Origin of the sequence: uncultured Tateyamaria sp. (assembly GCF_947496075.1) — a bacterium.
Lineage (GTDB): Bacteria > Pseudomonadota > Alphaproteobacteria > Rhodobacterales > Rhodobacteraceae > Tateyamaria.
In genome coordinates this window covers 307,708-333,140 of sequence record NZ_CANMBJ010000005.1, presented here as the reverse complement: position 1 = coordinate 333,140, position 25,433 = coordinate 307,708, and the positions used below count along the sequence as shown (strand labels likewise).

The following is a 25,433-nucleotide window of genomic DNA, read 5'->3' as shown; positions in this document are numbered from 1 at the left end:
AGGACGCTATGAAAGTGTATTCTGACATCGATGGTTTGGGTTTTTCCACCATGCGGAAACTGATGCTGAACGAAGCGACGGAACATGGGCTTGCCGTTCTGGAACAAGGGGCGGATCGTCTTAGGATCAAGTCAGATTATGGTGCGTTTGGCATCATTGACCGCAGTGCAAACGGCTTCCGGCTTGAGATCGAAGCGGATGGCGCGGGCAATCTGCATGTTCTGCGGGACAGTCTGGTTGCACACATAACCGATTTCCAACCGGATGTGGCAGCACAGATCGCGTGGTCGGATGCGGTGCAGGATGGGCTTAGACCGCCCAATTTTCAGTTTGCCAAAGTCAAGGCTGCAACGCGGTTGTCTGCTTCGTTTCAACGCCTGACTCTGGTCTTGTCAAAACCAGACAGTTTTGGTGATCGGGCCATTCATTTTCGTTTTGTCCTGCCCCGCCCAGATAACCCAGCACCAGAATGGCCAACGCTGGCGGCCAATGGATCGACCCGCTGGCCAGAAGGTGACAAAGCATTGCACCGACCTGTTTATACAGTGCGCGCTCAACGTCAGGCCGAGATTGACGTAGATGTATTTTTACACGAAGGCGGGCAAGCGTCGGAGTGGGCTGTGGGTGTGGCTGCTGGTACTTCGGTTGCGCTTATTGGACCGGGCGGTGGCGGCGTTCTGGATACTGCTCGGGTTGTGCTGGCTGGGGACGAAACTGCCTATCCAGCAATTTCGCGTATCATCGAAAGCTTGCCAGGACAGACACGCGGTAAGGTCATCCTGTTAAGCCACGCGAAACAGCAAGACTATCCGGTGCCACATCACGTAGGTCTGACACCGGCTTGGGTCGGTCCGGATGATTTCGTGAGAGCGGTGTCGTCTGCTGCATCCGACTGCATGGGCGGATATGTATGGGCCGCTGCTGATGCGGGACAAATCAATGCGCTGCGCAACTGTGATGAGATCGCGCACCATCCAAAGGCACAACGCTATGTCGCCACCTACTGGAAACGGACATAGTTGCTTACAGCAAGCGCGGCACCATACAAGGACTACCACTTTTCGTGAAGTGGAGTGAAGGGCTCTGTCCATTTCAGAGAGTTACACCGTTAACCCCTTGCCACCAAACCACGCAAGGGCCGCTGGCTCCTACGCCATCAAGTGACCCACGCATGCCTAAGTTGCTTGAGTAAACGGGGTCTGCACGGTGTGAAGCCTCAGGTGCCGGATGAAAGCGCGGGCTATGGCGGGCGTCGGTTTGTGATCTGAAGTCACAAAATATGTACGGTACTCGATCGGTGACGCGAATTTGCGAAAGATGACGTCGTCGGAACGATATTGCGCAACAGGGAACGGATTGATGACCGTAACACCGAGACCGGTTCGGGCGAGATCCACTGCAGCAAAGGAAGTGGAAACCTCAGCGACGATGTGCGGGATGCTTCGGCGATTGGTCAGAACTTTCTCCAACTGCGCCCGTCGCGAATGCCGGTGGCTCAGAGCGATCAGGGGGTGATCGTGCAGATCTTCAGGTTGGATCACATCGAGTCCGGCCAGCTCGTGGTCTTTGGGCATCGCGCATGCTGCTTCGGAGTGTCGATAAGGCGTCAGCTTGATCCCTTCTCGGGTTAGGTCCACGCCGGACAATCCCAAGTCTGACCGATCCTCCTGAATCCTCCTAATCACATCTTCGGAGGACGCAACCTCAAGGCTTACGAAGAAGTGGGGATTTGCGCGTAAGAAACTCGCGATGTGCCCGATAAGAAATCGATGCGCAAAGGTGGGTGGGGCGGTCAGACGCAAGGTTTCCTGTGCGGGTTCGGTCGGGCCATCAATGCGATCAAGCGCTTCGAACAACGGGTCCAGTCGCTTGTTCAACTGGGCGGCCTCAGTGGTTGGACGCAAGCGTCCTCCATCCCGCTCGAACAAGATCCGGCCAAGGCGGGCCTCGAGGCTCGCGATGGACCGGCTGATCGCAGATTGCGATAGCCCCAGTCGAAGAGCCGCTTTCGATGTCGTGCCGCTTTCCATGAGCGCGCGCAGCGCCTCATACTCCGGAAGGCTGTGCCAAGTTCGTCCTGCCATGAGACCCCTTCGATAACATCATCAGCCTATGATATTTATTCATTCTTTGAAATCTAGTTCATGAGATTTTATGGAATAAGATACCCGAGTTGTTATTGCTTGGAGCCGCCACTTTTTGGGACACGCAACCGATCCGACCATTTTCGATGGACACAACGATGTACTTTTGAAGCTCTTCAGGGCAGGCCAAGCGTCAGCTGTAGAACGTTTCATGACGGGAGACGAAGGTGCGATCGATCTGCCTTCGGCCGAATTGGGTGGCTTTGGCGGCGGCTTTTTTGCCGTCTTTGTGCCGTCACCGATGAATGCTGATGACAAGTTTCAAGAGATGACGAGGGACGCATACGATCTTCCTTTGCCTGATCCAATCAATTGGGAAGATGCGTTTCCGATCGTCATGTCCCAAGCCGCGATCCTGTTCGAGTTGGAAAGACAGGGCGCGCTGACTGTTTGTCGCTCGGCCAAAGAGATCAGGAGTTGCCTGAATGCAGGAAGGCTCGCCGCCGTTTTTCACATCGAGGGCGCGGAAGCGATTGATCCTGAACTGAATACGCTTGAGGTGCTGTGTCAGGCCGGGTTGCGGTCCCTAGGTTTGGTTTGGAGCCGCGACACTATCTTTGGCTACGGTGTACCTTTTCGATACCCTAGCGGCCCCGATACGGGCCCCGGCCTCACCGATCGCGGACTGCGTTTGGTCAAACGATGCAATGAGCTTGGTATCATGGTGGACCTTTCACATCTCAATGAGGCAGGCTTCTGGGATGTGGCGCGGTATTCAACCAAGCCATTGGTCGCGACCCATTCCAACGTTCACGCGATCTGCCCGCACTCCCGGAACCTGACCGACAAACAGCTTGCGGCGATTGCCGAAAGCGATGGTATGGTAGGATTGAACTTTGCAGCGGCGTTCCTGCGCCCGGATGGCAAGATGCTGCCTGACGTCCCGCTCGAGCAGATGATCCGCCATCTTGACCATTTGATCGGGACACTTGGCGAAGATCGTGTTGGGTTTGGATCGGATTACGACGGTGCGATTGTGCCTGAAGTGCTCAAATCCAATGCCGGATTGCCGAAATTCAGGGCAGCCATGCGGCAACACGGCTACGACGATGCTTTGATGACGAAGCTCTGCCATGGAAATTGGCTTAGAGTTCTTGAGGAAACCTGGGGAGCATAACCCGGGCACAAACACGCCAAATTCTGACAAAGGAGAGAAACACCAAATGAATACTTTTGCGAAATTGCTCACTGGGGTCGCGATGGGTCTTGCGGTCAGCGTGACATCCTTTTCGGCAGTGGCCGAGACGCCCTCGAACATGCTTGTGATCGCGCACCGGATTGATGACGTCACCACGATTGATCCTGCTGAAAGCTTCGAATTTGCTGGCTCGGACATCAGCCGAAATGTTTACAGCCGCCTTGTCAGTCTTGATCCGAATGATCTGGCTGCAGGGTATAAACCGGATCTTGCGGAGAGTTGGGACGTCTCGGAAGACGGAAAAACAATCACCTTTACCATGCGTGAGGGGGTGACGTTTCATTCTGGCAATCCGGTCACCGCAGAAGATGCAGCCTTTTCGCTGCAGCGCGCAGTGATACTGAACAAGACGCCAGCGTTCATTTTGACACAGTTTGGTTTCACAGCCGAAAACGCGGCCGAGACAATCCGCGCTGAAGGCAACAAACTGATGATCACGACGGACAAGCGCTATGCGACATCCTTCGTGCTCAACTGCCTGACTGCCACCATCGGGGCAATTGTGGACAAGGAAACCGTCATGGCCAACGAGGTCGGTAGCGACATGGGCAACGAGTGGCTGAAGACCAACTCTGCAGGCTCGGGTCCTTACAAACTTGACAGTTGGAAGCCAAATGAAAGTGTCACTTTGTCATCCAACCCCGACTACTACGGCGGTGCGCCCGCGATGGAGCGGGTCATTGTGCGCCATGTCCTCGAAAGTGCGTCGCAACGGCTTTTGTTGGAACGCGGTGATGTGGACATCGCCCGCAACCTGAACCCGGAAGACATCGCCGGTGCATCGCAGGTTGACGGTGTGAAGATCGAGGACGAACTGAAGGGCCGTCTGATGTACATCGCGCTCAACCAGAAACACCCAGAGCTGTCCAAACCGGAGGTGCGGCAGGCCTTCAAGTATCTGATCGACTACGAAGGCATGCGAGATAGCTTCCTGAAGGGCCAATACACGATCCATCAGAACTTCCTGCCCGCGACCTATCTTGGCGCGTCAGAGGAGAACCCATTCTCCTACAACATCGAAAAGGCCAAGGAACTGCTGGCTGCCGCAGGGGTCGAAAACCTTGAGGTCGAGATTGGCGTACGTGAAGCGCAGGAACGGATCGAGATCGGTCAGAGCTTCCAGAATGCTGCTGCACAGGCCGGCATCAAGGTGAACATCACCGTGGGCACCGCCAAGCAAATCCTGGCACGGTATCGCGCGCGCGAACTTGACGTGTATCTGGGCGCTTGGGGTCCTGATTACCCTGATCCACAGACCAATGCGGGTACGTTTGCCTACAATCCGGACAACTCGGATGCGGCTCAGGCCACCGGTCTGCTGGCCTGGCGCAACAGCTGGGATACTGGCGGTTTGACCGAGAAAGTCGAAGCCGCTGTGGTCGAGAATGACCGCGATGCCCGTGTCCAGATGTATCAGGACATTCAGGCCGAGTTCCGCGAGACGTCGCCTTTCGTCGTGATGTTCCAGCAGATCGAGCAATCGGCGCTGCGGGACAACGTGACTGACTGGTCCACCGGTCAGGCCGTGACCTCTGCAGCCTATTGGCAGGTCACAAAGTAAATGGCCCTCACAGAGGACAACAGGAAGAGGCGCGCGCACGCGCCTCTTCCTTCATGGATAAAGACAATGGCCCTAACGATCGGCTCGATTGCCGTTACGATGCTTGGGCTCTTATTCGTTACTTTCATTATCGGTCGCGTGATGCCCATCGATCCGGTGCTGGCCATCGTCGGTGAGCGTGCGTCGCAATCCACCTATGATGCCGTGTTTCTCGAGCTAGGTCTCGACAAACCGTTGGTCGTGCAGTTCGGGTATTATATTTGGGACGTGTTGCACCTTGATTTCGGCACTTCGCTTTTGAACGCGAGACCCGTTTCCGAAGACATCGCGCGCGTTTTCCCTGCAACGCTTGAGCTTGCGACACTGGGCATTTTCATCGGAATTGTCATTGGCGTTCCGCTGGGCGTTGTTGCCGCCGCCCGCAAAGGCTCATGGATTGATCAACTCGCCCGCGTGCTTGCGCTTGTCGGATATTCAATGCCGATTTTCTGGCTTGGCCTCATGGGCCTGCTGATCTTCTATGGCATTCTGGGGTGGGTCGGCGGGCCGGGACGTGTCGGCATATTCTATGTTGACGTGGTGCCAAGCGTCACGGGTTTGATCCTTGTGGATGCGGCTCTCGACGGAAACTGGGACGTCTTCAAGGATGCGTTCAGTCATATCATTCTGCCTGCCTCTCTCCTTGGATACTTTTCGCTGGCCTATATCAGCAGAATGACGCGCTCATTCATGCTTGAGCAGCTCAGTGCCGAATACATCACCACCGCGCGGGTCAAGGGCATGTCCGAATGGGATGTCATCTGGAAACACGCGTTCAAGAATATCCGCGTTCAGCTGATCACAGTTATCGCGCTTAGCTATGCCAACCTGCTGGAAGGGTCTGTGTTAACCGAGATCATCTTTTCCTGGCCGGGGATTGGCAGCTACATCACCACGGCTCTTCTCAGTGCAGACATGAACGCAGTTCTTGGCGGTACTGTAGTTGTCGGGCTGATCTTCATCCTGCTCAATATCTTCTCGGACCTGCTCTACAAGGTCTTTGATCCGAGGGCAAAATAGATGGCAGAACAGACACTGCGCGCTTGGCTTCTGACGGATACGCCCACCTCGCGCCGCCATGCGAAACTGTCGGCGCTGTATCAGGGCTGGCTTGCGTTTCGCGCGAACACCATGGCGATGATTGGACTTGGCATTCTGCTGTCGCTGGTGCTGATCGCTGCTGCCGCGCCGCTGCTCGCACCGCATGATCCCTTTGTCCAGAACCTTGGCAATCGGCTCGCCCCCTTGGGGTCGGAAGGGCACATCCTTGGCACCGACAGTCTGGGCCGGGATATATTGTCGCGACTGATCTACGGTGCGCGGATCACGCTCTATATCGTGGCCTTGGTGGCCATGATTGCGCCAATCGTCGGTCTCTTGGTTGGGACTGTCTCTGGCTATATCGGCGGGTGGGTAGATATCGTTCTGATGCGGATCACTGACATCTTTCTCGCCTTTCCGCGCCTGGTGCTTGCATTGGCCTTCGTAGCGGCGCTCGGGGCCGGGATTGAGAATGCGGTGATTGCGATTTCACTGACTGCGTGGCCGCCCTATGCCCGCATCGCGCGGGCCGAGACACTGACCATCCGCTCCTCCGACTACATCTCGGCGATCAAGCTTCAGGGTGCCGGAGGCCTGAGGATCATCACGAAACATATCTGGCCGCTTTGCGTGTCGTCCCTCATTGTGCGCGTAACACTTGATATGGCGGGTATTATCCTCGCTGCCGCTGGCCTGGGCTTTCTTGGTCTCGGGGCACAACCGCCCAGCCCGGAATGGGGTGCGATGATTTCAGAGGGTCGCCGCTTTATTCTCGACCACTGGTGGGTCGCCACCATGCCGGGGCTGGCCATTTTTACTGTGTCGTTGGCGTTCAACCTCCTTGGCGATGGCCTGCGCGACGTGCTTGATCCGAAAGCAGGTGAGTGATGGACCCTCTTCTTGATGTCGAAGACCTATGGGTCAGATTCTCCACCCGCCAAGGCGTCTTTGATGCAGTGCGAGGTGTCTCGTTCACGCTCGGGCGCGAACGCCTTGGCATTGTTGGGGAAAGCGGCTCTGGCAAGTCAATGACTGGCCGCGCGATCCTGCGCCTCATTCGACCGCCCGGGATCGTCGAAGCTGATCACATCAAGTTGGACGGTGTGGACCTGCTGCAGAAATCCGAAAAAAGCATGCGCGATGTGCGTGGCGAGCGCATTTCGATGGTGATGCAGGACCCAAAGTTTTCACTGAACCCGGTAATGACCATTGGTGATCAGATCATCGAATCTTACCGGCTGCACAACAAGGCGACGAAATCCGAGGCGTGGGTCAAAGCGCTTGAGATGCTTGAGGCGGTGTCCATCCGTAATCCCGAACGCGTCATGCGTGCTTACCCGCACGAGATGTCGGGCGGTATGGGGCAGCGCATCATGATCGCCATGATGCTCATCCCGAACCCCGAAATCCTGATTGCGGACGAACCGACCTCTGCATTGGATGTCTCGGTTCAGCGGCAAGTGCTCGACATCATGGACAAGCTGGTCCAGGAGCGGGGCATGGGTCTGATCTTCATCAGTCATGATCTCAATTTGGTCGCCGACTTCTGTGACAGGGTCCTGATTATGTACGCTGGCAGGATCGTAGAGGTCTGTGATGCCAACAAGCTGCACGAGGCGCAGCACCCTTATACGCGGGGCCTGCTGAATTCGCTGCCGCGTCTCGACACGCCACGTGACCGTCTGGACGTGTTGAAGCGCGATCCTGCGTGGTCGGAAGCCCCAAGCGTGAGCGGGCGCCTATGAAGATGCTGGAAATAAATGGGCTGAACGTTTGGTTCGGAAGTGGCCGAGACCGGGTCGATGCCGTCAGAAACGCTGCCTTTGAAGTTGGGGCAGGGGAGAGCTTTGGCCTGGTTGGCGAAAGTGGATCTGGAAAATCAACGATCCTGCGCGCGATCACAGGCCTTGCCCCCTCTTGGTCGGGCACGATTGCCGTCGCCGGCAGGCAGATCGAAATAAGGCGCCCCAAAGACTTCTACAAACAGGTCCAGATGGTGTTTCAGGACCCTTACGCGTCACTTCACCCGCGCCATTCAGTTGATGCAGTCCTTGGGGAAACGCTGCAACTGCACGGGTTCAAGGACATCGATGCACGTGTTGTCAGGTTGCTCGATGATGTCGGATTGGGTCAGAAATTCCGCTTCCGCTATCCCCACCAGCTGTCGGGTGGACAGCGGCAGCGCGTGGCGATTGCCCGCGCCTTGGCCCCAGAACCTGAGCTTTTGCTTCTCGACGAGCCGACCTCTGCACTAGATGTTTCTGTGCAGGCCGAAATTCTGAACCTGCTTGCTGACCTGCGCCAAGAACACGGACTGACTTATCTGATGGTTTCCCACGACCTCAGCGTTGTCGGCCACATGTGCGATCGGCTTGCGGTGATGAAAGACGGCGAGATTGTCGAGATCATGGATGTGGTGGCCCTGCGCGCCATGAAGGCCACGCATCCCTATTCGCAGCACCTACTTCAGGCCTCGGTTTGAGGCGAACTCCAGAAACGGGGGAATACATGTACCATTTCAGAAAATCTTTGTTGGTTGGTGTCACCACCAGCTTGATGGCCGTTATGCCGCTCTACGCTGAAACGCCCGACAACATTCTCGTCGTTGCGCAGAACATCGATGACATTGTGACCATCGATCCTGCGTCCGCGTACGAATTCAGCTCGGGCGAATATGTGGCCAATACATATGATACACTGGTCCGCTATGATGCGGCAGATACCACCGTTCTTGCCCCGGCTCTGGCAACAGACTGGCAGATCGATGCAGAGAACAAGACCGTTACGTTCACGCTGCGCGACGATGTGACGTTCCACTCCGGCAATCCACTGCGCGGGGAAGACGTTGTTGGGTCGTGGAAACGTGTCGTGACACTGGACAAAGCCCCGGCCTTTATCCTGACGCAGCTTGGCTGGACAGCTGACAACATCGAACAGATGGTTACGACAAGCGGAGATACCGTTACTGTGCGCTACGAAGGCGATTTCGCACCGTCCTTTGTGCTGAATGTACTGGCTGCACGGCCGGCATCTGTCGTGGATATGGAAACTGTCATGTCCAATGAAGTTGATGGTGATATGGGCCACGCGTGGATGAACAAGAACTCCGCTGGCACTGGACCGTTCAGCCTTGGCACATACCGGCCTGCCGACATCCTCTCGCTCGATGCCAATCCCGACTACTATCAGGGTGGTCCGGCGATGGACCGCGTCGTCATTCAGCATAATCCAGAAGGTGCCACGCAACGCTTGCAGCTTGAGGCGGGCGATATCGATATGGCGAAGAACCTCGACCCAGGGCAGATCGCGGGTCTTGAAGGGGTCGACGGTGTGCGGATTGAAACATACCCGCAGGCGGCCGTGCACTGGGTGTCGTTCAACCAGAAAACCGAAAGCCTCACCGACCCCGCAGTGTGGGAAGCGGCACGTTATCTCGTCGACTATCAGGGCATGGCCGATGGGATGCTTGAAGGGCAGATGAAGGTCCATCAGGCATTCTGGCCTGACGGCTTTCCCGGCGCGCTGACTGACACACCGTTCAGCTATGACCCGGAGAAGGCCAAGCAGATCCTCGCGGATGCCGGGGTGGAAACACCAATCAATGTGACGATGGATGTCATCTCGGCCCCGACCTTTGTCGAAATGGCGCAGGCATTGCAGGCCTCCTTTGCCGAAGGGGGTATCAACCTTGAGATTGTTGCGGGAACTGGCGCGCAGGTGATTACCAAGTACCGCGCGCGGACCCATGAGGCGATGTTGCTTTACTGGGGCCCGGACTTCATGGATCCGCATTCGAACGCCAAGGCGTTTGCGTTCAATGCTGACAATTCGGACGACAAATATGCTTCGACGACGACCTGGCGCAACGCGTGGATGCCGCCAGCCGGGATGAATGAGAAAACAATGGCTGCCCTTGCCGAGCAGGACCCTGATAAACGGCTGGAGATGTATCTGGAGTTACAGAAGGAAACTCAGGCCGAGGCTCCATTTATCATCATGTTCCAGGCGATCAAGCAGGTTGCGATGCGTGATAACGTCAATGGGTTTGTGAATGGTGCGACCTCAGACTACGTCTTCTACCGTCTTGTAGATAAGGAATGAGCGACGCGGAGTCCGCTGACGCGTTCTTTGCCGATTTGCATAAGGAAGTCGGAGGGCGCTTGTTCACCGTGACAGTCCTTGACCACAAGGCTGGACTCGCGCAGCGCGTTTACACCTCACACCCCGAGACCTACCCGGTCTCGGGCACCAAACCGATGTCGCAAGGCGCATGGACCGAGATGGTTATCGAACGAGGTGAGACATTTGTGGCAAACACGGTTGCGGAATTTGCAATCTATTTTGCAGACCACGCGTTAATCGAAAGCCTTGGTTGTCAGTCAGCTCTTAACATTCCGGTCGTCGATGATCGGGTTGTTGGGACCGTCAACGTCCTAGACCAGGAACACTATTTTTCGCCAGATAGGGTGGAGCGCTGTAAATCAGCAATTCTGAATCGACGTGAAGAACTGGTCGCAGCTCTGCAACGTTTTATCAGTTGAAGGATATCGGGGTACTGTGTGTCTGTTTGGCTGCCATGGAGCCAATTTCCACAAGGCTTGGGAAACAGGTGACGCGATCGTGCTAAGCAATCAATGGCACATCTTCTCTATCGACAAGGTCGTCAAAGGATTTGCAAATGCAGGTTCAGTGCGATTCCAATCAGTATGAATCCTCCGATCCAGGCCATTCGTTCACGCATCGCCCTTTCTCGGTTGATGATTTTCGTCATTGTGCCTCCCATGTAGGCCACGACCAGGTCGGACGGGATCGCCGTCAACGGCACCAATATGCCCAGTACCAAAAGCTGGACCTGGACACTGGCGTCGGCCGATTGAATGTCGCCGGCGTTGATGAAGGGTGGCAGAAAGAGCGCAAAGAAAAGAACGGTTTTGGGATTCAGAACTTCCACGATCACGCCCTGCCAAATGATCGCGGGAAGCGGTTTCTGTCGCACCTTCTTAACGTCGAAGGTCACTTGGGCCTCGACCTTGGCCCCACGGATCATGTCAACGCCGAGCCAGACCAGGTAGATTGATCCGACATAGCGTAAGGCAGTCACCAGCCAGTCGGATGTCTGAAAAACCGTGGCCAACCCCAATGCTGTTGCAACAGCAAGAACGATACCCCCCAAACACAATCCCAGCGCGGAAGCGAGGCCAGCCATACGGCTCTGACCAACGGTTCGCGACAGCACGTAGAGCATCGAAGGGCCAGGTGTCGCGCTGAGTGCCAGACCGGCCAGCGCCACGGCGATCATCGCATCCAAACTTGGCATGATTTAACGCGCACTCCGGTTCATTCGGGTTTCGAATGGATTCTTGATCGATGTCGCCTGGTCTGATTTGCCGGCAGTTGTTTCGCATTGGGTTTGGTTTCTCAAGTACGGAAAGTCCCGCACCAGCATTCGTTCCAGATGAACCCCGGCTTTGAAAGGTTCATATCTGGATTGTTCACCCCGACCTATGAGTTCCGGGAAAGGACTGATCATGGTGTCGTAGTTTGCCGCAACAAAATATGGCATCGAGAACCGCTCGGGACTGAGGTTCAGAACCCGGTGCGGTGTTGAACGCAACAGGCCATTGGTCCACGCTTCGAGCATGTCTCCGATGTTCACCACGAAGACACGTGGATCCACCGGCACATCGATCCAACGATCATCAGTGTTCATAACCTGAAGCCCCGCGTTTCGGGTGTGCAGAAGTGTCAGGCATTCATAGTCTGTGTGCGCACCCATGTTGACCGACTTGACGTCGACCTCATTGTTCTGGCGCATATAATGCAATAACCGAAGCTGGGATATAGGCTTGGTCATGCGATCTGTCATTGTTCCGGGGACCAGCCCCAGATGCAGCTCGAGCGTTGAGCAAATCAACCGACCGAGAGCAGAAATCTGCTTGTAGTACTCTGATATTGTGTTCTGGAATCCTGAGATGCAGGGCCAGACATTTGGCCCCAGCAGGCGGTTACCGGCCAGAAAGTCGGGATCGTCAGGTGGCAAGTCCAAGCCGAGATCGAAAGCTTCGTAACTTCGGTTCATCTCGTCCGGATAGTCGCCCTTTTCTGTGAATGGCACGTAGCCACGGTGGTTTGTGCTTAGTCCAATGTAGTAACGCCGCTTTATGGGGTCCGGCAGAGCAAAGAATTGCTCGGCCATTTGATAGGCTCGCTCGACAAGTGCGAGGTCAATTCCGTGACCCATGATCCTGAAAAAGCCGATCTCGCGCCCTGCAAGGCCGATTTCATCGGCGATTTTTCCGTGTATCGTTGCGTTTGTGGAAGCTAGTCCCCCGATGTCGATGAGAGGTAGGCTGTCGAACGCGCCCGGAATGTCTTTCATCTGTTCTGCAGTCGAAGCACCCAAGTGCAAAACCCTTATCAGCTATTGATGGATGGCACGTTATTGCCGGCAGACGAACCGGCTGGGAAGTAGAGTTCGAAGGTCGAACCTTCGTCGACACGGCTGTGCACCGCTACGGTGCCACCCGATTGGCGCATGACCCCGAGCACCATAGAAAGCCCCAACCCGGTGCCTTCGCCAACGGCTTTCGTGGTAAAAAACGGATCAAAGATTTGTGGCAAACGGTCCTCGGAAATGCCTGCTCCTTGATCTGAAACACTCAACCTCACATAGCGTCCTGGCTGGAGCTCGGAAGGGAAGTGTCGTCCTTCTGGCAGAGTGTGGAAGACGTTTTCGGTTGTGATCTTGAGCGTGCCGCCGTTCGGCATCGCGTCAATACCGTTCAGTACAAGATTAAGAAGCATGTTCTCCATTGCCATGGGATCGACTGATACCGACCAAAGATCACCAGCCAGGCTCTGCGCGACGTGTTGTGCAAGCGACTGTTCAAAGTTCTCGCAGAAGGTCGACACAAGTGTGTTCAGATCTAGAACCTCAGGCGCCAAACGTGTCCTTTGCGCGAAGGCCAGCATGTCTTGGATCAGCTTTGCGCCCCGCCCTGATGCTGTCTTGATACTCTGAAGTGTGTCTTTCCTCTCGACACCTGATGCGTCCAGTTCCAGTAGTTCGATGTTTCCCGAGACTACGGTCAACAGATTGTTGAATTCATGTGCGAACCGGCCGGTCAACCACCCGATCGCTTCCAGCTTACGCGCCTCGAACAGCTTGGCCTCCAAAGCCTTTCTGCTGCGCGTTTCCAAAGTGAGTTGAGAGTGTGCCGCGACGAGGCCTTCGTATCGCTCGTGGGATCTCTGGGCCTCCGCAAGCAACTCCAGCTTTGCGCTTGTCATCGCAGCAACCGTGCTTAGTATTTCCAGTTCCGGTTCGCCGAATACGGCAACGTCCGGGTGTTCGCTGTCGATGACGCCAACCACTCGGCCAGCCGAGGTCAATGGGATGCAAATCTCGGAGCGCGCAGGTTGGGTGTCAGCGATGTAATTCTTGTCTCCCAAAAGATCGTCCACGATGATCGGTTTGCCGCTTTGTGCAACCTGCCCGGTGATGCCACGTCCGAAGGGGATGACCAGCGGGTTGATGATGTTCCGCCCAAAAGGGTTTTTCTCACCCCATGCCGCGGCCTGTGTTAGCTCTGTTTGCGCTTCATTGGCCTGGTAGATGACACAGTCGATAAACCCCAGCTTGCCAACCACATTTTGGGCGACATACCAGAACAGATCTTCGACACTTGGGATCGACATCAGGTCGACCGCAAAAGTGTTAAGTGTGCGAAGCATTTGTGCTTCGCTGGCTCGGTTTCGCTGGCTGAGGCTCGTTGGCACAGGCTGGAGCATGACTTCAATTCCCTGAACAGGCTAGCCAAACTACTTTAAGTTGTGTTTCGCCTTGGGTATAGTCTTTTTGGTGTGTTTTTTTAGAAAAACTTCTTTCCCAATTGTTTTTGAGACCGGCAATGACCGACCCAATCGGATCAATTTGTAGCCCATTGAATTTGCCTAGTTAATGGAATTGGTCTGGCCTTGCAGATCAAAATCGTTTCGTTGTCAAAGTCAGGTGATTTAAGAATTGTTGGTGGTAACGAAATCAAACGGGCTCATGATTGTCAGTGCGGTTGTTCAACTGCGGTCAAGATCTTCCCATCTTCAATCGTAGTCGCGCCAGTGGTCATCTATTGGTCATGTGACCCGAACCTAGCTAGCGTGCGAGTATGACAGCTGCCGTACCGACAACCCTCTCAACAGTATCCTATCCGTTTATCAGCGACTGGCTTGTCGCACTGCGCGCGCTTTGCACCGATGAGCAACTGGCGTCGCTACTGGAACGGTCCCATCTCTCGATGGGTCAGGGTCAATCAAACGATAGGGTTACTCTGGATCAGATTGTTGGCCTTTATCAAATGGCCGCCGTCGAGACAGGGGATGAGATGATGGGGCTGTGGAGCCGTCCGGTCCGTCCGCGGGCGCTTCAGCACCTTTTGACTTCCGTACGCGAAGCGACGTCGCTGTCTTCAGCACTTTATCGGTTTTCAACGTTCTGGAACCTGCTGCTGGACGACTACCAGTTCGACCTAACCGAAGCAGATGGCCTTCTGACGTTGACGTTGCATCCCCAGCGCGGCGCCGAGGTGCAACGGTTCGGGCATATGTTGATCCTGAAATTGGCACACGGTCTGATATCCTGGATGGCGGGGCATGAAGTGCCTGTAAAGCACGTAGGGTTCGCTTTCGCGCGACCCGAATTCGATCAGGACTATGCAATTGTTTTCCCCGCGCCCGTGTCATTCGGTAGGAAAGAAACGTCTCTGACTTTGGTCTTGGACAAGATCGGGCGCGTACAAGTGCGCAACAGAGCAGACCTTGATGACTTCTTGCAGAACGCACCCAGAGACTGGATTTTTACAAAATCACGGGAGCATACGCAGTCTTTGCGTGTGCGCACATACCTCAGTCAAACGGGGTGGGAGAACGCAAATCTGACCAATGCGGCGGATGCCATGAATATGACCTCGCGGACGCTTATTCGAAGATTGGAGGCCGACGGTACCTCCTTTCAGGCGATCAAGGATGGACTGCGCCGCGACATTGCCATTCGCAGTTTGCGTGCGGGTCTTAAAACCATTGAGGAGATTGCTCAGGATGTCGGCTTTTCGTCGGCGGCCAATTTCCATCGGGCCTTTCAGCGGTGGACAGGAAGTACGCCCAGCCACTATCGCCGCGCGCCAAACTAAGAACTCACTTTGTCACTTTTGGACAATATCTTGTCACCCCAAGAGATGGTTAACCGTTGCTGGACATCCTTATTTTAAGGGTAATTCACACGCAAACTAGCCAGCATCGGCTTTTGTTGCCTCAAGGCAATGCAGAGTGATGTGGCATGTTCTGACTGCCGGTTTCTGAAAGGAAGACACCAGTGACTGATAAACTCGCTGCCATCCTAAATGCTGCTCGTGACCACGCCGAGCAGGTGATCTTGCCGAATGTGGATGCATGGAATGCCGCCAAGACGTGGCCCCGCGATGCATCGGACAAAGCCGGGGCTGCTGGTCTGACCGGCCTTTATGCACCTGAAGAGTTTGGCGGGCAGGGGTTGCCCTTGCCCGAAGGTATCCAAGTTTACGAGCAGTTGGGCCTTGGTGATGGGGCATATGCTTTTGCCCTATCCATGCACAATATTTGTACGTTTGCGGGATGCAGCTACGGTACTGATGCCTTCAAACAGCACTGGGCCCGCGATCTGACGTCCGGCCACAAGTTGGCGAACTTTGCGCTCACCGAACCACAGTCCGGTTCGGACCCGATGCAAATGTACACCCGGGCCACAATAAACGACGATGGGACATGGACGATCAGTGGATCAAAAGCATGGGTCAGCCTTGCGACAGAAGCCGATATTTATTTCACCGTCGTCAAGACAAGCGATGCGCCCGGGCACAAGGATATGGCAATGATCGCCATTCCTGTCGATGCACCGGGGATCAGCTTTGGTCCGCTCTACGATACCCCGTCCTACAACTTCCTGCCCATGTCTGAAATGTATCTCGACAAGGTGGTCGTCAGCGAAGACAACATCGTCCTGCCTATTGGTCAGGGCCTGCAGGGTTCGCTTATGGCGATCGACATTGCCCGTGTTTCTATTGCATCCGGATGCTGCGGCTTGATGCAATCGGCCCTGGATACGGCACTGTCCTATTCCAAGAACCGCAAGATGTTTGGTGGCAAAAACCTGGATCTTGATGGCATTCAATGGATGCTTGGCGAAGTTGCGACCGACCTTGAAGCGTCAAGACTGCTCTATCGCAGAGCGGCCGAGGCGCTTGGTACGCCGGACGGCCCTTTGATGGCTGCCCATGCAAAACGATTTGTCCCGGACGCTGCAGTGAAGGCTGCAAACACCTGCACTCAAGTCCTTGGTGGCATGGGTCTTTTGCAGCCTTACGGTTTGGATCGTCTGTCCCGCCTTGCTCAAATGCTTCGGATTGTAGACGGAACCACAGAAATCAGTCGCGTTGTGATCGGGCGCGCGTTGCAAAAAAGGGCGGCGGCGCTACCGGACCTCCCGGTTCCAAAAGGGTTTGGCGAGCAGCACGAACAAGCTGATGAGATTGCGGCGCAATAAAAGACGAAAAGGACGCAGTACGACGACGTGATGCCCCGGCAAACCGGTCGCACAAATGCAGCCGGTTTGCTGCATTGAAGACCAAAATTGTGCACGCTGCGCACCCACGAACGAGGCAAAAATTCCACCAACAAGGATGTCCCCGGAGGTGGCGATGTTGCGATCAGTTGCCGCGAACTTCGGAGATTGAGGTTTCACTCAGTCTTTGGATCAGCCTTTGTTCGACATCTTCCAGAACGCCAGTGACCCGTTTATGCAAAGCTTTTTCTACAGAACATGCAGGCGCTTCATCACTGTCACCACCGGTGACCAAACGCTCGTCGAGTGCAAGGTAGACATCGGCAAGTGTAATGTCTTCCGGTGCCTGTGCCAAACGCCAGCCACCTGAATGCCCCTTTTCCGAGGTCAATAGCCCGGCTTTTCGAAGTCGGCCCAGGACACGGCGTACGACCACGGGATTGGTACCAGCGTGTTCGGCGATATCTGCGGATGTGCGCATGCGGCTCGGATCGCCCGCCATATGGCTTAGCGTGTGCAGGGCAAGTGACAGGCGACTGTTTCGCTTCAACGCGTAGTTCCGCTTATTTTGACGCTCACGTAACAAACGGTGTTGCGTGCCTTATGTAGCTCCGCTAGTTGCATGAATACCCTTTTTTCAAGCTTTGACCATTCAAGATGTCTGCGCAACTCACTCGCAATCTCGGACAAACAAGCCTTCGTGGCAAGCGTCGTCTCAGCGATCCGATGCGAACATATGACTCTCTGCCAGCACCCCTAAGGCAGTGGCTTTCACAGGCAGTTCTACCATGGTCCCCGACATCAGCGCGTCGCATCTGGAACAAAGCTCATGCAAGAGGGCACAGTGTTGAAGAGACGCTGTATTCACTCTCGCAGGTCGAGGCGCGCATGCTGATGCGCGACAAGTATGCCGCTCAACACGCCATTACCAATTCTCAAGCCTAAAGGAGCTTCCCGATGTCTATCGTCACCAGACTTGTCTTTGCTGCAATCGTGACGCTGAGCCACGCGTTGCCGACATTTGCCCAAGAGGGAAGTCTCAACATATCGACCGGCTCGGGTCCGAGCGCTGAGGTGCCAGACCCCCGGGCTGGTTACAATGGATGGCTATCCAACCAGACCGGCGTCACCGAGACGCTGATGGGGATCGATTATGATCTGAAGCTTTATCCACGTCTGGCTGAAAGCATTGAACAGTCTTCACCGACAAAATGGCGTGTTACGTTGCGGGACCGAGTACAGTTCCACGATGGTACGCCGCTGACGGCACAGGCCGTGATTGATGCGATTGCGCCGATTTCGGATCAGAACCACCCGGGGCACAACGCCCGGGTGATGAACCTGCTGGATCTGGCGGGAATGTCAGCCGACGGTGATAGCGTCGTGGTGTTCGAGACCAACAGCCCGAACGCGGCCTTCCCTTGGACGCTGTCTGAACCCGGCATCGCGATTCTAGGCCCGCCGTCGGATGCGTTTCCGATCAATGCGACTGGCCCGTATTCTTTTGCAGAGGCTGTACCGAACCAGTTTTATCGTGTTGAAGCGAACCCGAACTATCGGCTTGGCGCTCCCGGCTTGGAAGAGGTTCGTGCGGTTGTGTCCGGCGATCCGGCCACGGCGGCACTGGCCTTCGAGGCGGGCGAGGTCGATATGGTTATCAATTACCCGGAGAGTGATTTTGAGCGGATCAAGAGCACTGGTGCACTTGGCTTTTCTGAGCCAACGGCCCGCCTCTATTTCTACACAGTGAATGCTGCCAGCGGGCCGATGGCCAACCCGCTGGTGCGCCGCGCTGTATCTTTGGCAATTGATCGTCAGGGCATCGTCGATGCTGTTCTCTCTGGGGTTGGTGGCTCCGCTGCCGGGACTGTGTATCCTGACGGGAAGGGCTGGGCTGCGGATGTTCAGGCAGTGTACGATCCGGCAAAGGCTGAAGAACTGTTGTCAGAAGCTGGTGCCGTCAAACAAGGCGGGCGCTGGATGCTGGATGGTGAGCCGCTTGAGATTGACATCGTGACCTATTCTTCGCGCGCGGCCCTGTCACCGACGGCCGAACTGACACAGGCATTTCTTTCGGCCATCGGGATCACAGCGAATGTCAAAGTCGGAGAATGGGGGGCGAGCAGCGACGCTATTGCGGACGGCTCAGCTGATCTTTTCCTGCAAGCTTGGGTGACCACGCCACAGGGAGATCCAGGTGCGGTTCTTGAAACATTGTTGAAATCCGACGGTGCTTCGAACTCCGGGAACTATGCGAACGCCGCCTTGGACAAGTTGCTCGAAAAGGGCCGCCTGACGTTTGACCATGAAGAGCGAGAAGCGATCTATGACGAAGCGCAGCATATCATCGCAGCAGATACCGCCATCATTCCTGTCTTCCATGTCAACCAAGTCAATGTCGCCAAACCCGGCCTCACTGGCTATGCCGTGCATCCAACCGAGACCTACTGGATCACGCATGAAACGAAGTTTGTTGAATGACGCTTTCCGTTTCCGGCCTGAGTGCGATGCGCTCAGGTCAGACCATTCTTTGTCCAACCTCACTTGCAATTTCACCCGGTGACAGGATCGGACTGGTCGGAGCGTCGGGATCGGGTAAGTCGACCCTAGGGCACGTATTGGTTGATGCGTTGAGGGCGCAAAGCCATACCGTGGCGCATGTTCCCCAAAGCCCGGACGAGGCGCTGGACCCGCTGCGTAGCATGGCATTCCATTGGCGTGAGGCAGAACAGGCTTTGGGTTTACAGCCGGGTGCCGCCGATCAGAAGGCCCTCTTTTCATCGCTGAAAATCGAAGGCGGCGATCTGCGCAAGCGGCCTTGGGCGTGGAGCCGAGGCATGCAGCAAAGGTTCGTCATTGCAATGGCACTTATGGGGGTACCTGATCTCATCGTTCTTGATGAACCAACATCGGCACTGGACCCTGTGATCGCGGCTGCGACCATGGGCTTGCTTGATCGACATCTTCGGGGCAGCAAAACTGCAATGATGCTTATCACTCATGACCTCGGATTGGTTGCGCGACGCGTTTCACAATTGATGGTGATGCACGAAGGGCAGATCGTGGAGCACGCATCAACAAAAGACATTCTTGAACGCCCCCAATCGGAACCCTCTAAAGTGCTCGCGGCTCATCGAAACTGGTTTGCCCTGCCATGTTGAAGGTCGATCACGTCTCGGTCAAACGCGGTGCTTCTGTCGCGCTCAAGGGCATCTCACTTTCGCTGGACCCTGGAAAAACTCTGGCTGTCGTCGGCGAAAGTGGCGCGGGAAAATCGACGCTGATCGCCGCGATCCTTGGCCTTTTAAAACCCTCGCACGGGTCGATCACATGGGCTGGCGCACCTGTCCGATCCTGCAGACCTGCGCTGGTCATGCAAGAACCTCGCTCTGCTTTCAATCCAGCCTTATCCTTGCGCCATTCCGTTTTCGAGACGGTCACTGCTGGTAAGCTTAAGGTGCAAGACGACCGCTTGGAACGTCTATGCCGCGGTCTCGAATTATACCCCGGCCTTTTGGACAGACGCCCCAGCGCGGTTTCCATCGGACAGGCGCAGCGGGTTGGCATCCTTAGGGCGTTGATCGCCGCACCGCCATTCGTTCTCTTCGACGAACCGTTGTCGGCTCTTGATGCGGTAACGCAAAAGCACACGGCGAAGCTGATTGCGGACTTGCAGGACGAAGAAGGTTTCGCCGCTTTAATCGTGACACATGATTTGGGATATGCCGTTGCCCATGCCGATGAAATCGCGGTTTTAAAGTCCGGTCGGATCGACGAAATCTCGACGCCGCAAGTATTCATGGCGTCACCGAAATCTGAATATTGCCGAACCTTACGAGATGCAGCCGTGGCGCTTGGAGCATTGGAACCGCCGGTATGATCGCAAGTATTGTTGATCTCGTTCTGCGTGCATTGATCGTTCTCGCGGGCACGGCATTGGCAACTTTTGCGTTGCTGTGGCATGCCCCTGGCGATCCCGCTCAGTCGATCGCCATGGCGCGATTTGATGCTCTCGTGACTGACGAAGTGATCGCCATAGTCCGGGAAGAGGTCGGGCTCGATGTTGGTTTTTGGTCTGCATTCCAGTCTTGGGTCCGCCCTCTGCTTGTATTCGATTTTGGAAACTCGTCGGTCACAGGCCGGGAGGTATTGCCTGACCTGTTGACGGCAATTTCCTATACTGTTCCGCTCGCATTGGTTGGTCTTGCCATCGGCCTCGTTGTCTCAATACCATTGGCATTTGTCGCCACCAAACGACCGGGCGGCTGGCTCGATCGGTTGGCGGTTGCAATCGCATCTCTTGGAGCTGCCATTCCGGCCTACTGGCTTGGACTTTTGCTTATCCTAATCTTTGCTGTCCATCTTGCCTGGCTGCCTGCCATGGGCGCACGGACACCGGCCCATGCCGTATTGCCGGCCCTTACGCTCGGTCTTGGCGTTGCTGCATCGCTAACCCGCATTATCCGTTCAGGCATCCTTGAGGCACGCGCCCAGCCATTTTTGCCAGCCATCAAACGCCGGGGCGTTTCATCGAAGGCGATTGGCAGAGATCACGTGGTCCCCCATGCTGCGATCCCGGTACTTACTGTATTGGGCTTAGAAATGGCCTTCCTCCTCGAAGGGGCGGTCATGGTCGAAATCATCTTCGGCCGTCCAGGTCTGGGAACCTTTCTGGTAACGGCCATCGAAGCACGTGACTTTCCACAAGTGCAGGCCGTGGTCATCCTGACAGCACTGCTATTTGTCACCGTCAATCTGGTCATTGATGTCATCTACCGCGCACTTGACCCGCGCATTGGAGAGCAAGATGCGTAGCGTTGTCGCGCTTGCAGGGATCATTGCACTACTCGTCGTGTTTGGACCCGTCTTTGCTCCGTATGAGCCGACAATGATCGACATCCGCAACCGTCTCAGCCCACCCAGCATGGAGTTTTTGCTCGGAACCGACGCCCTTGGTCGCGATATCCTGTCCCGCCTGCTTCATGGAGCGCGGTGGTCCCTGGGGCTGGCGTTCCTGATTTCGGTCATTGGCCTTTGTGTCGGCACGGCAATCGGCCTGGCCGCCGCGCTGGGCGGCAAGTTGGCAGATTGGGCCGTTATGCGAACAACCGATACATTCCTTGCCTTTCCCGATCTGGTGGCGGCCGTCGTGATTGCCGGGCTAATGGGCGCTGGCACATGGAGCTTGATCTTCGCCCTTAGCGCGACCGGGTGGATGAGATACGCACGGGTTGCCAGAGGCGTTGGGCTTTCACTCAAAACCCGGGGCTATGTGATTCAAGCGAAACTCGCTGGAGTGCCTCCTTGGGCGATCGCACGCTGGCACTATTTACCGTCTCTCTTACCCTCGCTCACAGTAGTGTGGACCGGGATGTTTGCTCGCGCCATTCTGGGCATCTCCGCGCTTGGGTTCCTTGGTTTCGGTGTCCAACCACCGATGCCGGAATGGGGAACGATGCTTTTGGATGCCCGTATCCACATGCGGTCGACGCCGCTGCAAATGATCTGGCCCGGTTTGGCGGTGGTAACCAGTGTTCTTGCCATCAACCTTGCCGGGGACGCGCTCCGGGATGCTTTGACGGAAAAAGACGCCGAGCAATGAGCGGCACTGATCGCCCAGCCTTCGGTATCACATTGCGCCTGCTGTCTGGCCTTCTGGGTGCGGGAATGTTCGTCAGTGTAAAGGCCGTCAGCGACAAGGTTCCATTGGGCGAGATCGTCTTTTTCCGCTCCTTCTTTGCGCTTGTACCTTTGGTGATGTTTCTTTGGATCAGGAATGAGTTTCCCGGTGGCTTGGTAACAAGACGACCCGGCGCTCATTTCATCCGGTCCGGTTTCGGCGCACTGGCACTTTTTACATCCTTTGCCGCGATTGATCGTCTGAACTTGGCCGAGGCCATCCTGATTGCGCAGTTGACCCCTGTACTGGTTTCTGTGGCTGCAGTATTCCTGCTCTCGGAAAGGATAACCCAATGGCGGCTAGGCGGGCTGGTTCTGGGGTTTTCCGGCGTTGTTGTACTGGTCTGGCCGGAATTGGATGGCGGATCCAAAAACAGTGCAAGGTTGCTGGGATACGCAATTGGCCTGGTGTCTGCGGTCTTGTCAGCTCTGGCACTTATCATGGTGCGCAGCCTCAACAAAACTGAAAGCCCGGGCGCCATAGCACTCTATTTTGTCTTGGCCTCCATGATCGGTGCGTTGTTTACGCTGCCTTGGGGCTGGGTCATCCCAGACATTCAGACACTGCTCCTGTTGATCGCTGCAGGTGTGTTCGGTGGATTTGCCCATATAGCGATGACACTTGCGTTTCGTTACGCCGAGGCCTCGCGTCTAGCGCCATTCGAATACGTGGCGCTTCTGTGGCCGTTTTTGGCGGACCTGTTCATTTTCAGGCTACAGCTGTCGACGGCATTCATTTTCGCGGTTCCTTTGTTTTTGGCGGGCGCTTTGTTCGCAGCAGCCGAGAAGAAAAAGAACTGATGAAATGCCTCAGTGTCGATACCCAAGATGAGGAACTGCCTCAGGGCCAGCACACTGTTGCAGGGTGCTTTTCTATTCCCTACGCGGCATCCTCGCTTCCAGGGTTGGGGTGCAAGATCAGTTGATACGCGCCGTGTAAGGTCGGAACTCTGCGAGGTCTGCAGACGGGTGTTCGTGCGCCCGCCATTCGAGCAATTGTGCAGTCCGGAAGTGTGACCCAATCAAGATTCCCGTCAATGTGGTGGACCGGTTGGCATCTATCCCATAGCCTACCGTCAGAGCAGCAGAATAATGCAGGCATACGGAGGTGCCACGCCACTCTCGTGAATAGATCATAAGAACTTACAAAATAGGGACAGCCTCATGAAGTTAGTTATCGGCCTAGACGGGCAAAGCTCGGGGGACAAAGCCCTCGACTTTGCCAAGGATTTGGCAGCCAAAACGACTGCTTGCGAGTTGATCATTGTCTACGTGATCGAATGGTCGCCGTTTTCTTTCCAGACCGCAGAGGAAAACGCAGAACGGCACAAACGGCGCGAGGAAGAGATTGCCGTTGCAACAGAAAGGGTCGTTAATCCGGCGGTGGCGTCGTTGACTGAGGCCGGATTGTCGGCACGGGCAATTGTACGGCACGGGGATGTGGCTGACACCATAGACGACATTGCTCACAAAGAGGGTGCGAGCCAGATCATCGTCGCCCGCAGCAGTGCCGGTGGATTGACATCGCGCATCTTCGGCAGCTCGACCGCAAATCTTGTCATGAACGCCCGCGTTCCTGTCACTGTCGTCGCATAAGGATTGCAGAAAATGAAAAAGATTTATTGGATACTCCTCGCGCTGTCGGCGCTTGTTGCTTTCACCATACCTGCGCAGGCGCAGGATGCGGCACCGTCGCTGGATGCGCGTGTGAACGAAGCCTTCGCCAATTTCACCGGCCCCTTCGTGAATTTCATCTTTGCCCCGATCCCCGGCACGTCCTTTCCATGGATCGTGATGTGGCTCGTCATTGGTGCAACCGTGTTCACGATCTACTTTGCCGCAGTGCAGTTTCGGTTTTTCGGACACGCTATCGGCTTGGTTAAAGGCGACTATTCCGACCCGGATGACGCAGGCGAAGTCAGCCACTTTCAGGCGCTTGCAACTGCACTTTCAGGGACAGTTGGTCTTGGGAATATCGCAGGCGTTGCCGTTGCCGTTGGGATCGGTGGGCCAGGGGCGACATTCTGGATGATCCTTGCAGGTCTCTTGGGCATGGCGTCCAAGTTCACCGAATGCACCTTGGGTGTGAAGTACCGCAATGAATACCCGGATGGCACCGTGTCCGGCGGTCCGATGTACTACATATCCAAAGGATTTGATGAACTGGGCCTGCCGGGTGGCAAGATCCTCGCCGTGCTGTTTTCGGTGTTCTGTATCCTTGGGGCCCTTGGCGGCGGGAACATGTTCCAGGCCAACCAAGCACATGTGCAGATCACTGTGATCACCGGCGATTATCCGGGCTGGATCACAGGCGTCATCTTTGCAGCCGTTGTCTTTGCGGTGATCGTAGGTGGGATCAAGTCCATCGCGAAAGTGACCGAGAAGGTCGTGCCGTTCATGGGCATCATGTATGTCGGCGCGGCGCTGATCGTTCTGATCGTCAACTATGACATGATCGGCTGGGCCATCAGCCAGATATTTGTCGGCGCGTTCACCGGGCTTGGCGTGGCAGGCGGACTTGTCGGTGCGCTGATCCAAGGCTTCAAACGCGCGGCCTTCTCGAACGAGGCGGGCGTGGGCTCTGCAGCGATTGCGCACTCGGCGGTGAAAACCAAAGAGCCGATTACCGAGGGGTTCGTGTCCTTGCTTGAGCCATTGATCGATACGGTTGTGATCTGCACGATGACGGCCCTGGTTATCATCATCTCGCAACAACTGATCGTTGATCAGGCAACAGGCAACTACATGCTGAATGAAGCGGGCAGTGCAATTGCGACAGTAGACGGCAATTCCGGTGTGGCGTTGACGTCGGCGGCGTTCGGGTCCGCGATCGGCTGGTTCCCGTTTGTCCTTGCGATTGCAGTGATCCTGTTTGCCTTCTCGACGATGATATCGTGGTCCTACTACGGGCTGAAGGCATGGACCTATCTGTTTGGCGAAGGCAAAACGACGGAACTTGTGTTCAAGATCATCTTCTGCATCTTCATCGTCATCGGAGCGGCGGCAAGCCTTGGGCCAGTCATCGACTTCTCGGATGCGGCGATCTTTGCGATGGCTGTGGTAAACATCTTCTGCCTCTACTTCCTGATGAAAGTGGTGCGGGCAGAACTGAACTCTTACAGTGATCGTCTGAAGTCAGGCGAGATCAAGAAGTTCGCGCACTAAACCATCGGAGATGTG

General features: G+C 55.7%; 25 protein-coding genes. 20 read left to right on the top strand and 5 right to left on the bottom strand.

Annotation, left to right across the window (positions count from 1 at the left end; translation table 11 throughout):
* Window positions 1-8 precede the first annotated feature (8 nt).
* The gene (locus Q1A51_RS18640) at window positions 9-1,019 is read left to right on the top strand and encodes a siderophore-interacting protein (protein WP_299604691.1); all 1,011 of its coding nucleotides are present in this window, start codon (window positions 9-11) and stop codon (window positions 1,017-1,019) included.
* Between the two features lie 156 nt (window positions 1,020-1,175).
* On the opposite strand, the gene Q1A51_RS18635 is transcribed toward Q1A51_RS18640, so the two are convergent.
* On the bottom strand, window positions 1,176-2,084 hold the full coding sequence (locus tag Q1A51_RS18635; RefSeq protein WP_299604689.1) for a LysR family transcriptional regulator: 909 nt from the start codon (window positions 2,082-2,084) through the stop codon (window positions 1,176-1,178).
* Between the two features lie 115 nt (window positions 2,085-2,199).
* On the opposite strand from Q1A51_RS18635, the gene Q1A51_RS18630 reads away from it, so the two are divergent.
* The 8 genes from Q1A51_RS18630 to Q1A51_RS18595 all read left to right on the top strand — a co-directional run bounded on the left by Q1A51_RS18630 (window position 2,200) and on the right by Q1A51_RS18595 (window position 10,524).
* Window positions 2,200-3,261, top strand: a complete 1,062-nt coding sequence (locus Q1A51_RS18630) for a dipeptidase (protein WP_299604687.1) — start codon at window positions 2,200-2,202, stop codon at window positions 3,259-3,261.
* 46 nt (window positions 3,262-3,307) lie between these two features.
* Complete coding sequence (locus Q1A51_RS18625; protein ID WP_299604685.1) at window positions 3,308-4,903, top strand: ABC transporter substrate-binding protein; 1,596 nt, start codon at window positions 3,308-3,310, stop codon at window positions 4,901-4,903.
* A 66-nt stretch (window positions 4,904-4,969) separates the two neighbouring features.
* Entirely contained in the window at window positions 4,970-5,962 is a 993-nt protein-coding gene (locus Q1A51_RS18620; RefSeq protein WP_299604683.1) for an ABC transporter permease, read from the top strand.
* The gene (nikC, locus tag Q1A51_RS18615) at window positions 5,963-6,871 is read left to right on the top strand and encodes a nickel transporter permease (RefSeq protein WP_299604681.1); all 909 of its coding nucleotides are present in this window, start codon (window positions 5,963-5,965) and stop codon (window positions 6,869-6,871) included.
* Window positions 6,871-7,728, top strand: a complete 858-nt coding sequence (locus Q1A51_RS18610) for an ABC transporter ATP-binding protein (RefSeq protein WP_299604679.1) — start codon at window positions 6,871-6,873, stop codon at window positions 7,726-7,728. Before nikC ends, Q1A51_RS18610 begins: the two co-directional genes overlap by 1 nt.
* Window positions 7,725-8,465 carry an ABC transporter ATP-binding protein gene (locus Q1A51_RS18605; protein ID WP_299604677.1) on the top strand — a complete coding sequence of 247 codons (741 nt, stop codon included), beginning with the start codon at window positions 7,725-7,727 and terminating at the stop codon, window positions 8,463-8,465. Before Q1A51_RS18610 ends, Q1A51_RS18605 begins: the two co-directional genes overlap by 4 nt.
* Window positions 8,466-8,539: 74 nt before the next feature.
* Window positions 8,540-10,084: an ABC transporter substrate-binding protein gene (locus Q1A51_RS18600; protein WP_299604861.1), complete on the top strand. Its 1,545-nt coding sequence runs from the start codon at window positions 8,540-8,542 to the stop codon at window positions 10,082-10,084.
* Window positions 10,081-10,524, top strand: a complete 444-nt coding sequence (locus Q1A51_RS18595) for a GAF domain-containing protein (protein ID WP_299604676.1) — start codon at window positions 10,081-10,083, stop codon at window positions 10,522-10,524. The genes Q1A51_RS18600 and Q1A51_RS18595 overlap by 4 nt, the downstream gene beginning before the upstream one ends.
* A gap of 122 nt (window positions 10,525-10,646) precedes the next feature.
* Here the strand turns inward: Q1A51_RS18595 and Q1A51_RS18590 are convergent, their stop codons facing one another.
* Genes Q1A51_RS18590 through Q1A51_RS18580 form a run of 3 tightly spaced genes read right to left on the bottom strand, consistent with a single transcriptional unit; the run spans window position 10,647 to window position 13,717 of the window.
* Complete coding sequence (locus Q1A51_RS18590; protein WP_299604674.1) at window positions 10,647-11,300, bottom strand: LysE family translocator; 654 nt, start codon at window positions 11,298-11,300, stop codon at window positions 10,647-10,649.
* 3 nt (window positions 11,301-11,303) lie between these two features.
* Entirely contained in the window at window positions 11,304-12,362 is a 1,059-nt protein-coding gene (locus Q1A51_RS18585; RefSeq protein WP_299604672.1) for a 2-oxoglutarate and iron-dependent oxygenase domain-containing protein, read from the bottom strand.
* Window positions 12,363-12,400: 38 nt separating this feature from the next.
* Window positions 12,401-13,717, bottom strand: a complete 1,317-nt coding sequence (locus Q1A51_RS18580; RefSeq protein WP_299604670.1) for an ATP-binding protein — start codon at window positions 13,715-13,717, stop codon at window positions 12,401-12,403.
* A gap of 431 nt (window positions 13,718-14,148) precedes the next feature.
* On the opposite strand from Q1A51_RS18580, the gene Q1A51_RS18575 reads away from it, so the two are divergent.
* Both Q1A51_RS18575 and Q1A51_RS18570 read left to right on the top strand, forming a co-directional pair.
* The gene (locus Q1A51_RS18575) at window positions 14,149-15,168 is read left to right on the top strand and encodes an AraC family transcriptional regulator (RefSeq protein ID WP_299604668.1); all 1,020 of its coding nucleotides are present in this window, start codon (window positions 14,149-14,151) and stop codon (window positions 15,166-15,168) included.
* A 182-nt stretch (window positions 15,169-15,350) separates the two neighbouring features.
* Window positions 15,351-16,556 (top strand): acyl-CoA dehydrogenase family protein, encoded by a 1,206-nt coding sequence (locus tag Q1A51_RS18570; protein WP_299604666.1) that lies wholly within the window; start codon window positions 15,351-15,353, stop codon window positions 16,554-16,556.
* Between the two features lie 163 nt (window positions 16,557-16,719).
* Here the strand turns inward: Q1A51_RS18570 and Q1A51_RS18565 are convergent, their stop codons facing one another.
* Window positions 16,720-17,124 carry an Rrf2 family transcriptional regulator gene (locus tag Q1A51_RS18565; protein ID WP_299604664.1) on the bottom strand — a complete coding sequence of 135 codons (405 nt, stop codon included), beginning with the start codon at window positions 17,122-17,124 and terminating at the stop codon, window positions 16,720-16,722.
* Between the two features lie 107 nt (window positions 17,125-17,231).
* On the opposite strand from Q1A51_RS18565, the gene Q1A51_RS18560 reads away from it, so the two are divergent.
* From Q1A51_RS18560 to Q1A51_RS18520, 9 genes are all read left to right on the top strand, one after another.
* The gene (locus Q1A51_RS18560; protein WP_299604662.1) at window positions 17,232-17,519 is read left to right on the top strand and encodes a DUF6525 family protein; all 288 of its coding nucleotides are present in this window, start codon (window positions 17,232-17,234) and stop codon (window positions 17,517-17,519) included.
* A 12-nt stretch (window positions 17,520-17,531) separates the two neighbouring features.
* Window positions 17,532-19,055 carry an ABC transporter substrate-binding protein gene (locus Q1A51_RS18555; protein ID WP_299604660.1) on the top strand — a complete coding sequence of 508 codons (1,524 nt, stop codon included), beginning with the start codon at window positions 17,532-17,534 and terminating at the stop codon, window positions 19,053-19,055.
* Complete coding sequence (locus tag Q1A51_RS18550) at window positions 19,052-19,735, top strand: ATP-binding cassette domain-containing protein (RefSeq protein ID WP_299204645.1); 684 nt, start codon at window positions 19,052-19,054, stop codon at window positions 19,733-19,735. Before Q1A51_RS18555 ends, Q1A51_RS18550 begins: the two co-directional genes overlap by 4 nt.
* A complete protein-coding gene (locus Q1A51_RS18545; protein ID WP_299604658.1) occupies window positions 19,729-20,454 on the top strand; it encodes a dipeptide/oligopeptide/nickel ABC transporter ATP-binding protein in 726 nt (241 codons plus the stop codon). The genes Q1A51_RS18550 and Q1A51_RS18545 overlap by 7 nt, the downstream gene beginning before the upstream one ends.
* Window positions 20,451-21,389, top strand: a complete 939-nt coding sequence (locus tag Q1A51_RS18540) for an ABC transporter permease (protein WP_299604656.1) — start codon at window positions 20,451-20,453, stop codon at window positions 21,387-21,389. The genes Q1A51_RS18545 and Q1A51_RS18540 overlap by 4 nt, the downstream gene beginning before the upstream one ends.
* Window positions 21,382-22,176: an ABC transporter permease subunit gene (locus Q1A51_RS18535; protein ID WP_299604654.1), complete on the top strand. Its 795-nt coding sequence runs from the start codon at window positions 21,382-21,384 to the stop codon at window positions 22,174-22,176. Before Q1A51_RS18540 ends, Q1A51_RS18535 begins: the two co-directional genes overlap by 8 nt.
* Window positions 22,173-23,054: a DMT family transporter gene (locus Q1A51_RS18530; RefSeq protein WP_299604652.1), complete on the top strand. Its 882-nt coding sequence runs from the start codon at window positions 22,173-22,175 to the stop codon at window positions 23,052-23,054. Before Q1A51_RS18535 ends, Q1A51_RS18530 begins: the two co-directional genes overlap by 4 nt.
* 363 nt (window positions 23,055-23,417) lie before the next feature.
* Complete coding sequence (locus Q1A51_RS18525; protein ID WP_299204660.1) at window positions 23,418-23,849, top strand: universal stress protein; 432 nt, start codon at window positions 23,418-23,420, stop codon at window positions 23,847-23,849.
* 12 nt (window positions 23,850-23,861) lie between these two features.
* Entirely contained in the window at window positions 23,862-25,418 is a 1,557-nt protein-coding gene (locus Q1A51_RS18520; RefSeq protein ID WP_299604650.1) for an alanine/glycine:cation symporter family protein, read from the top strand.
* Window positions 25,419-25,433: the final 15 nt, after the last annotated feature.

Bases quoted from the DNA above. Each gene is read 5' to 3' on its own strand.
- Q1A51_RS18640 (WP_299604691.1), top strand. From the start codon at position 9: ATGAAAGTGTATTCTGACATCGATGGTTTGGGTTTTTCCACCATGCGG.
- Q1A51_RS18635 (WP_299604689.1), bottom strand. From the start codon at position 2,084: ATGGCAGGACGAACTTGGCACAGCCTTCCGGAGTATGAGGCGCTGCGC.
- Q1A51_RS18625 (WP_299604685.1), top strand. From the start codon at position 3,308: ATGAATACTTTTGCGAAATTGCTCACTGGGGTCGCGATGGGTCTTGCG.
- Q1A51_RS18620 (WP_299604683.1), top strand. From the start codon at position 4,970: ATGGCCCTAACGATCGGCTCGATTGCCGTTACGATGCTTGGGCTCTTA.
- nikC (WP_299604681.1), top strand. From the start codon at position 5,963: ATGGCAGAACAGACACTGCGCGCTTGGCTTCTGACGGATACGCCCACC.
- Q1A51_RS18610 (WP_299604679.1), top strand. From the start codon at position 6,871: ATGGACCCTCTTCTTGATGTCGAAGACCTATGGGTCAGATTCTCCACC.
- Q1A51_RS18605 (WP_299604677.1), top strand. From the start codon at position 7,725: ATGAAGATGCTGGAAATAAATGGGCTGAACGTTTGGTTCGGAAGTGGC.
- Q1A51_RS18600 (WP_299604861.1), top strand. From the start codon at position 8,540: ATGGCCGTTATGCCGCTCTACGCTGAAACGCCCGACAACATTCTCGTC.
- Q1A51_RS18595 (WP_299604676.1), top strand. From the start codon at position 10,081: ATGAGCGACGCGGAGTCCGCTGACGCGTTCTTTGCCGATTTGCATAAG.
- Q1A51_RS18590 (WP_299604674.1), bottom strand. From the start codon at position 11,300: ATGCCAAGTTTGGATGCGATGATCGCCGTGGCGCTGGCCGGTCTGGCA.
- Q1A51_RS18585 (WP_299604672.1), bottom strand. From the start codon at position 12,362: ATGAAAGACATTCCGGGCGCGTTCGACAGCCTACCTCTCATCGACATC.
- Q1A51_RS18580 (WP_299604670.1), bottom strand. From the start codon at position 13,717: ATGCTTCGCACACTTAACACTTTTGCGGTCGACCTGATGTCGATCCCA.
- Q1A51_RS18575 (WP_299604668.1), top strand. From the start codon at position 14,149: ATGACAGCTGCCGTACCGACAACCCTCTCAACAGTATCCTATCCGTTT.
- Q1A51_RS18560 (WP_299604662.1), top strand. From the start codon at position 17,232: ATGTCTGCGCAACTCACTCGCAATCTCGGACAAACAAGCCTTCGTGGC.
- Q1A51_RS18555 (WP_299604660.1), top strand. From the start codon at position 17,532: ATGTCTATCGTCACCAGACTTGTCTTTGCTGCAATCGTGACGCTGAGC.
- Q1A51_RS18550 (WP_299204645.1), top strand. From the start codon at position 19,052: ATGACGCTTTCCGTTTCCGGCCTGAGTGCGATGCGCTCAGGTCAGACC.
- Q1A51_RS18545 (WP_299604658.1), top strand. From the start codon at position 19,729: ATGTTGAAGGTCGATCACGTCTCGGTCAAACGCGGTGCTTCTGTCGCG.
- Q1A51_RS18540 (WP_299604656.1), top strand. From the start codon at position 20,451: ATGATCGCAAGTATTGTTGATCTCGTTCTGCGTGCATTGATCGTTCTC.
- Q1A51_RS18535 (WP_299604654.1), top strand. From the start codon at position 21,382: ATGCGTAGCGTTGTCGCGCTTGCAGGGATCATTGCACTACTCGTCGTG.
- Q1A51_RS18530 (WP_299604652.1), top strand. From the start codon at position 22,173: ATGAGCGGCACTGATCGCCCAGCCTTCGGTATCACATTGCGCCTGCTG.
- Q1A51_RS18525 (WP_299204660.1), top strand. From the start codon at position 23,418: ATGAAGTTAGTTATCGGCCTAGACGGGCAAAGCTCGGGGGACAAAGCC.
- Q1A51_RS18520 (WP_299604650.1), top strand. From the start codon at position 23,862: ATGAAAAAGATTTATTGGATACTCCTCGCGCTGTCGGCGCTTGTTGCT.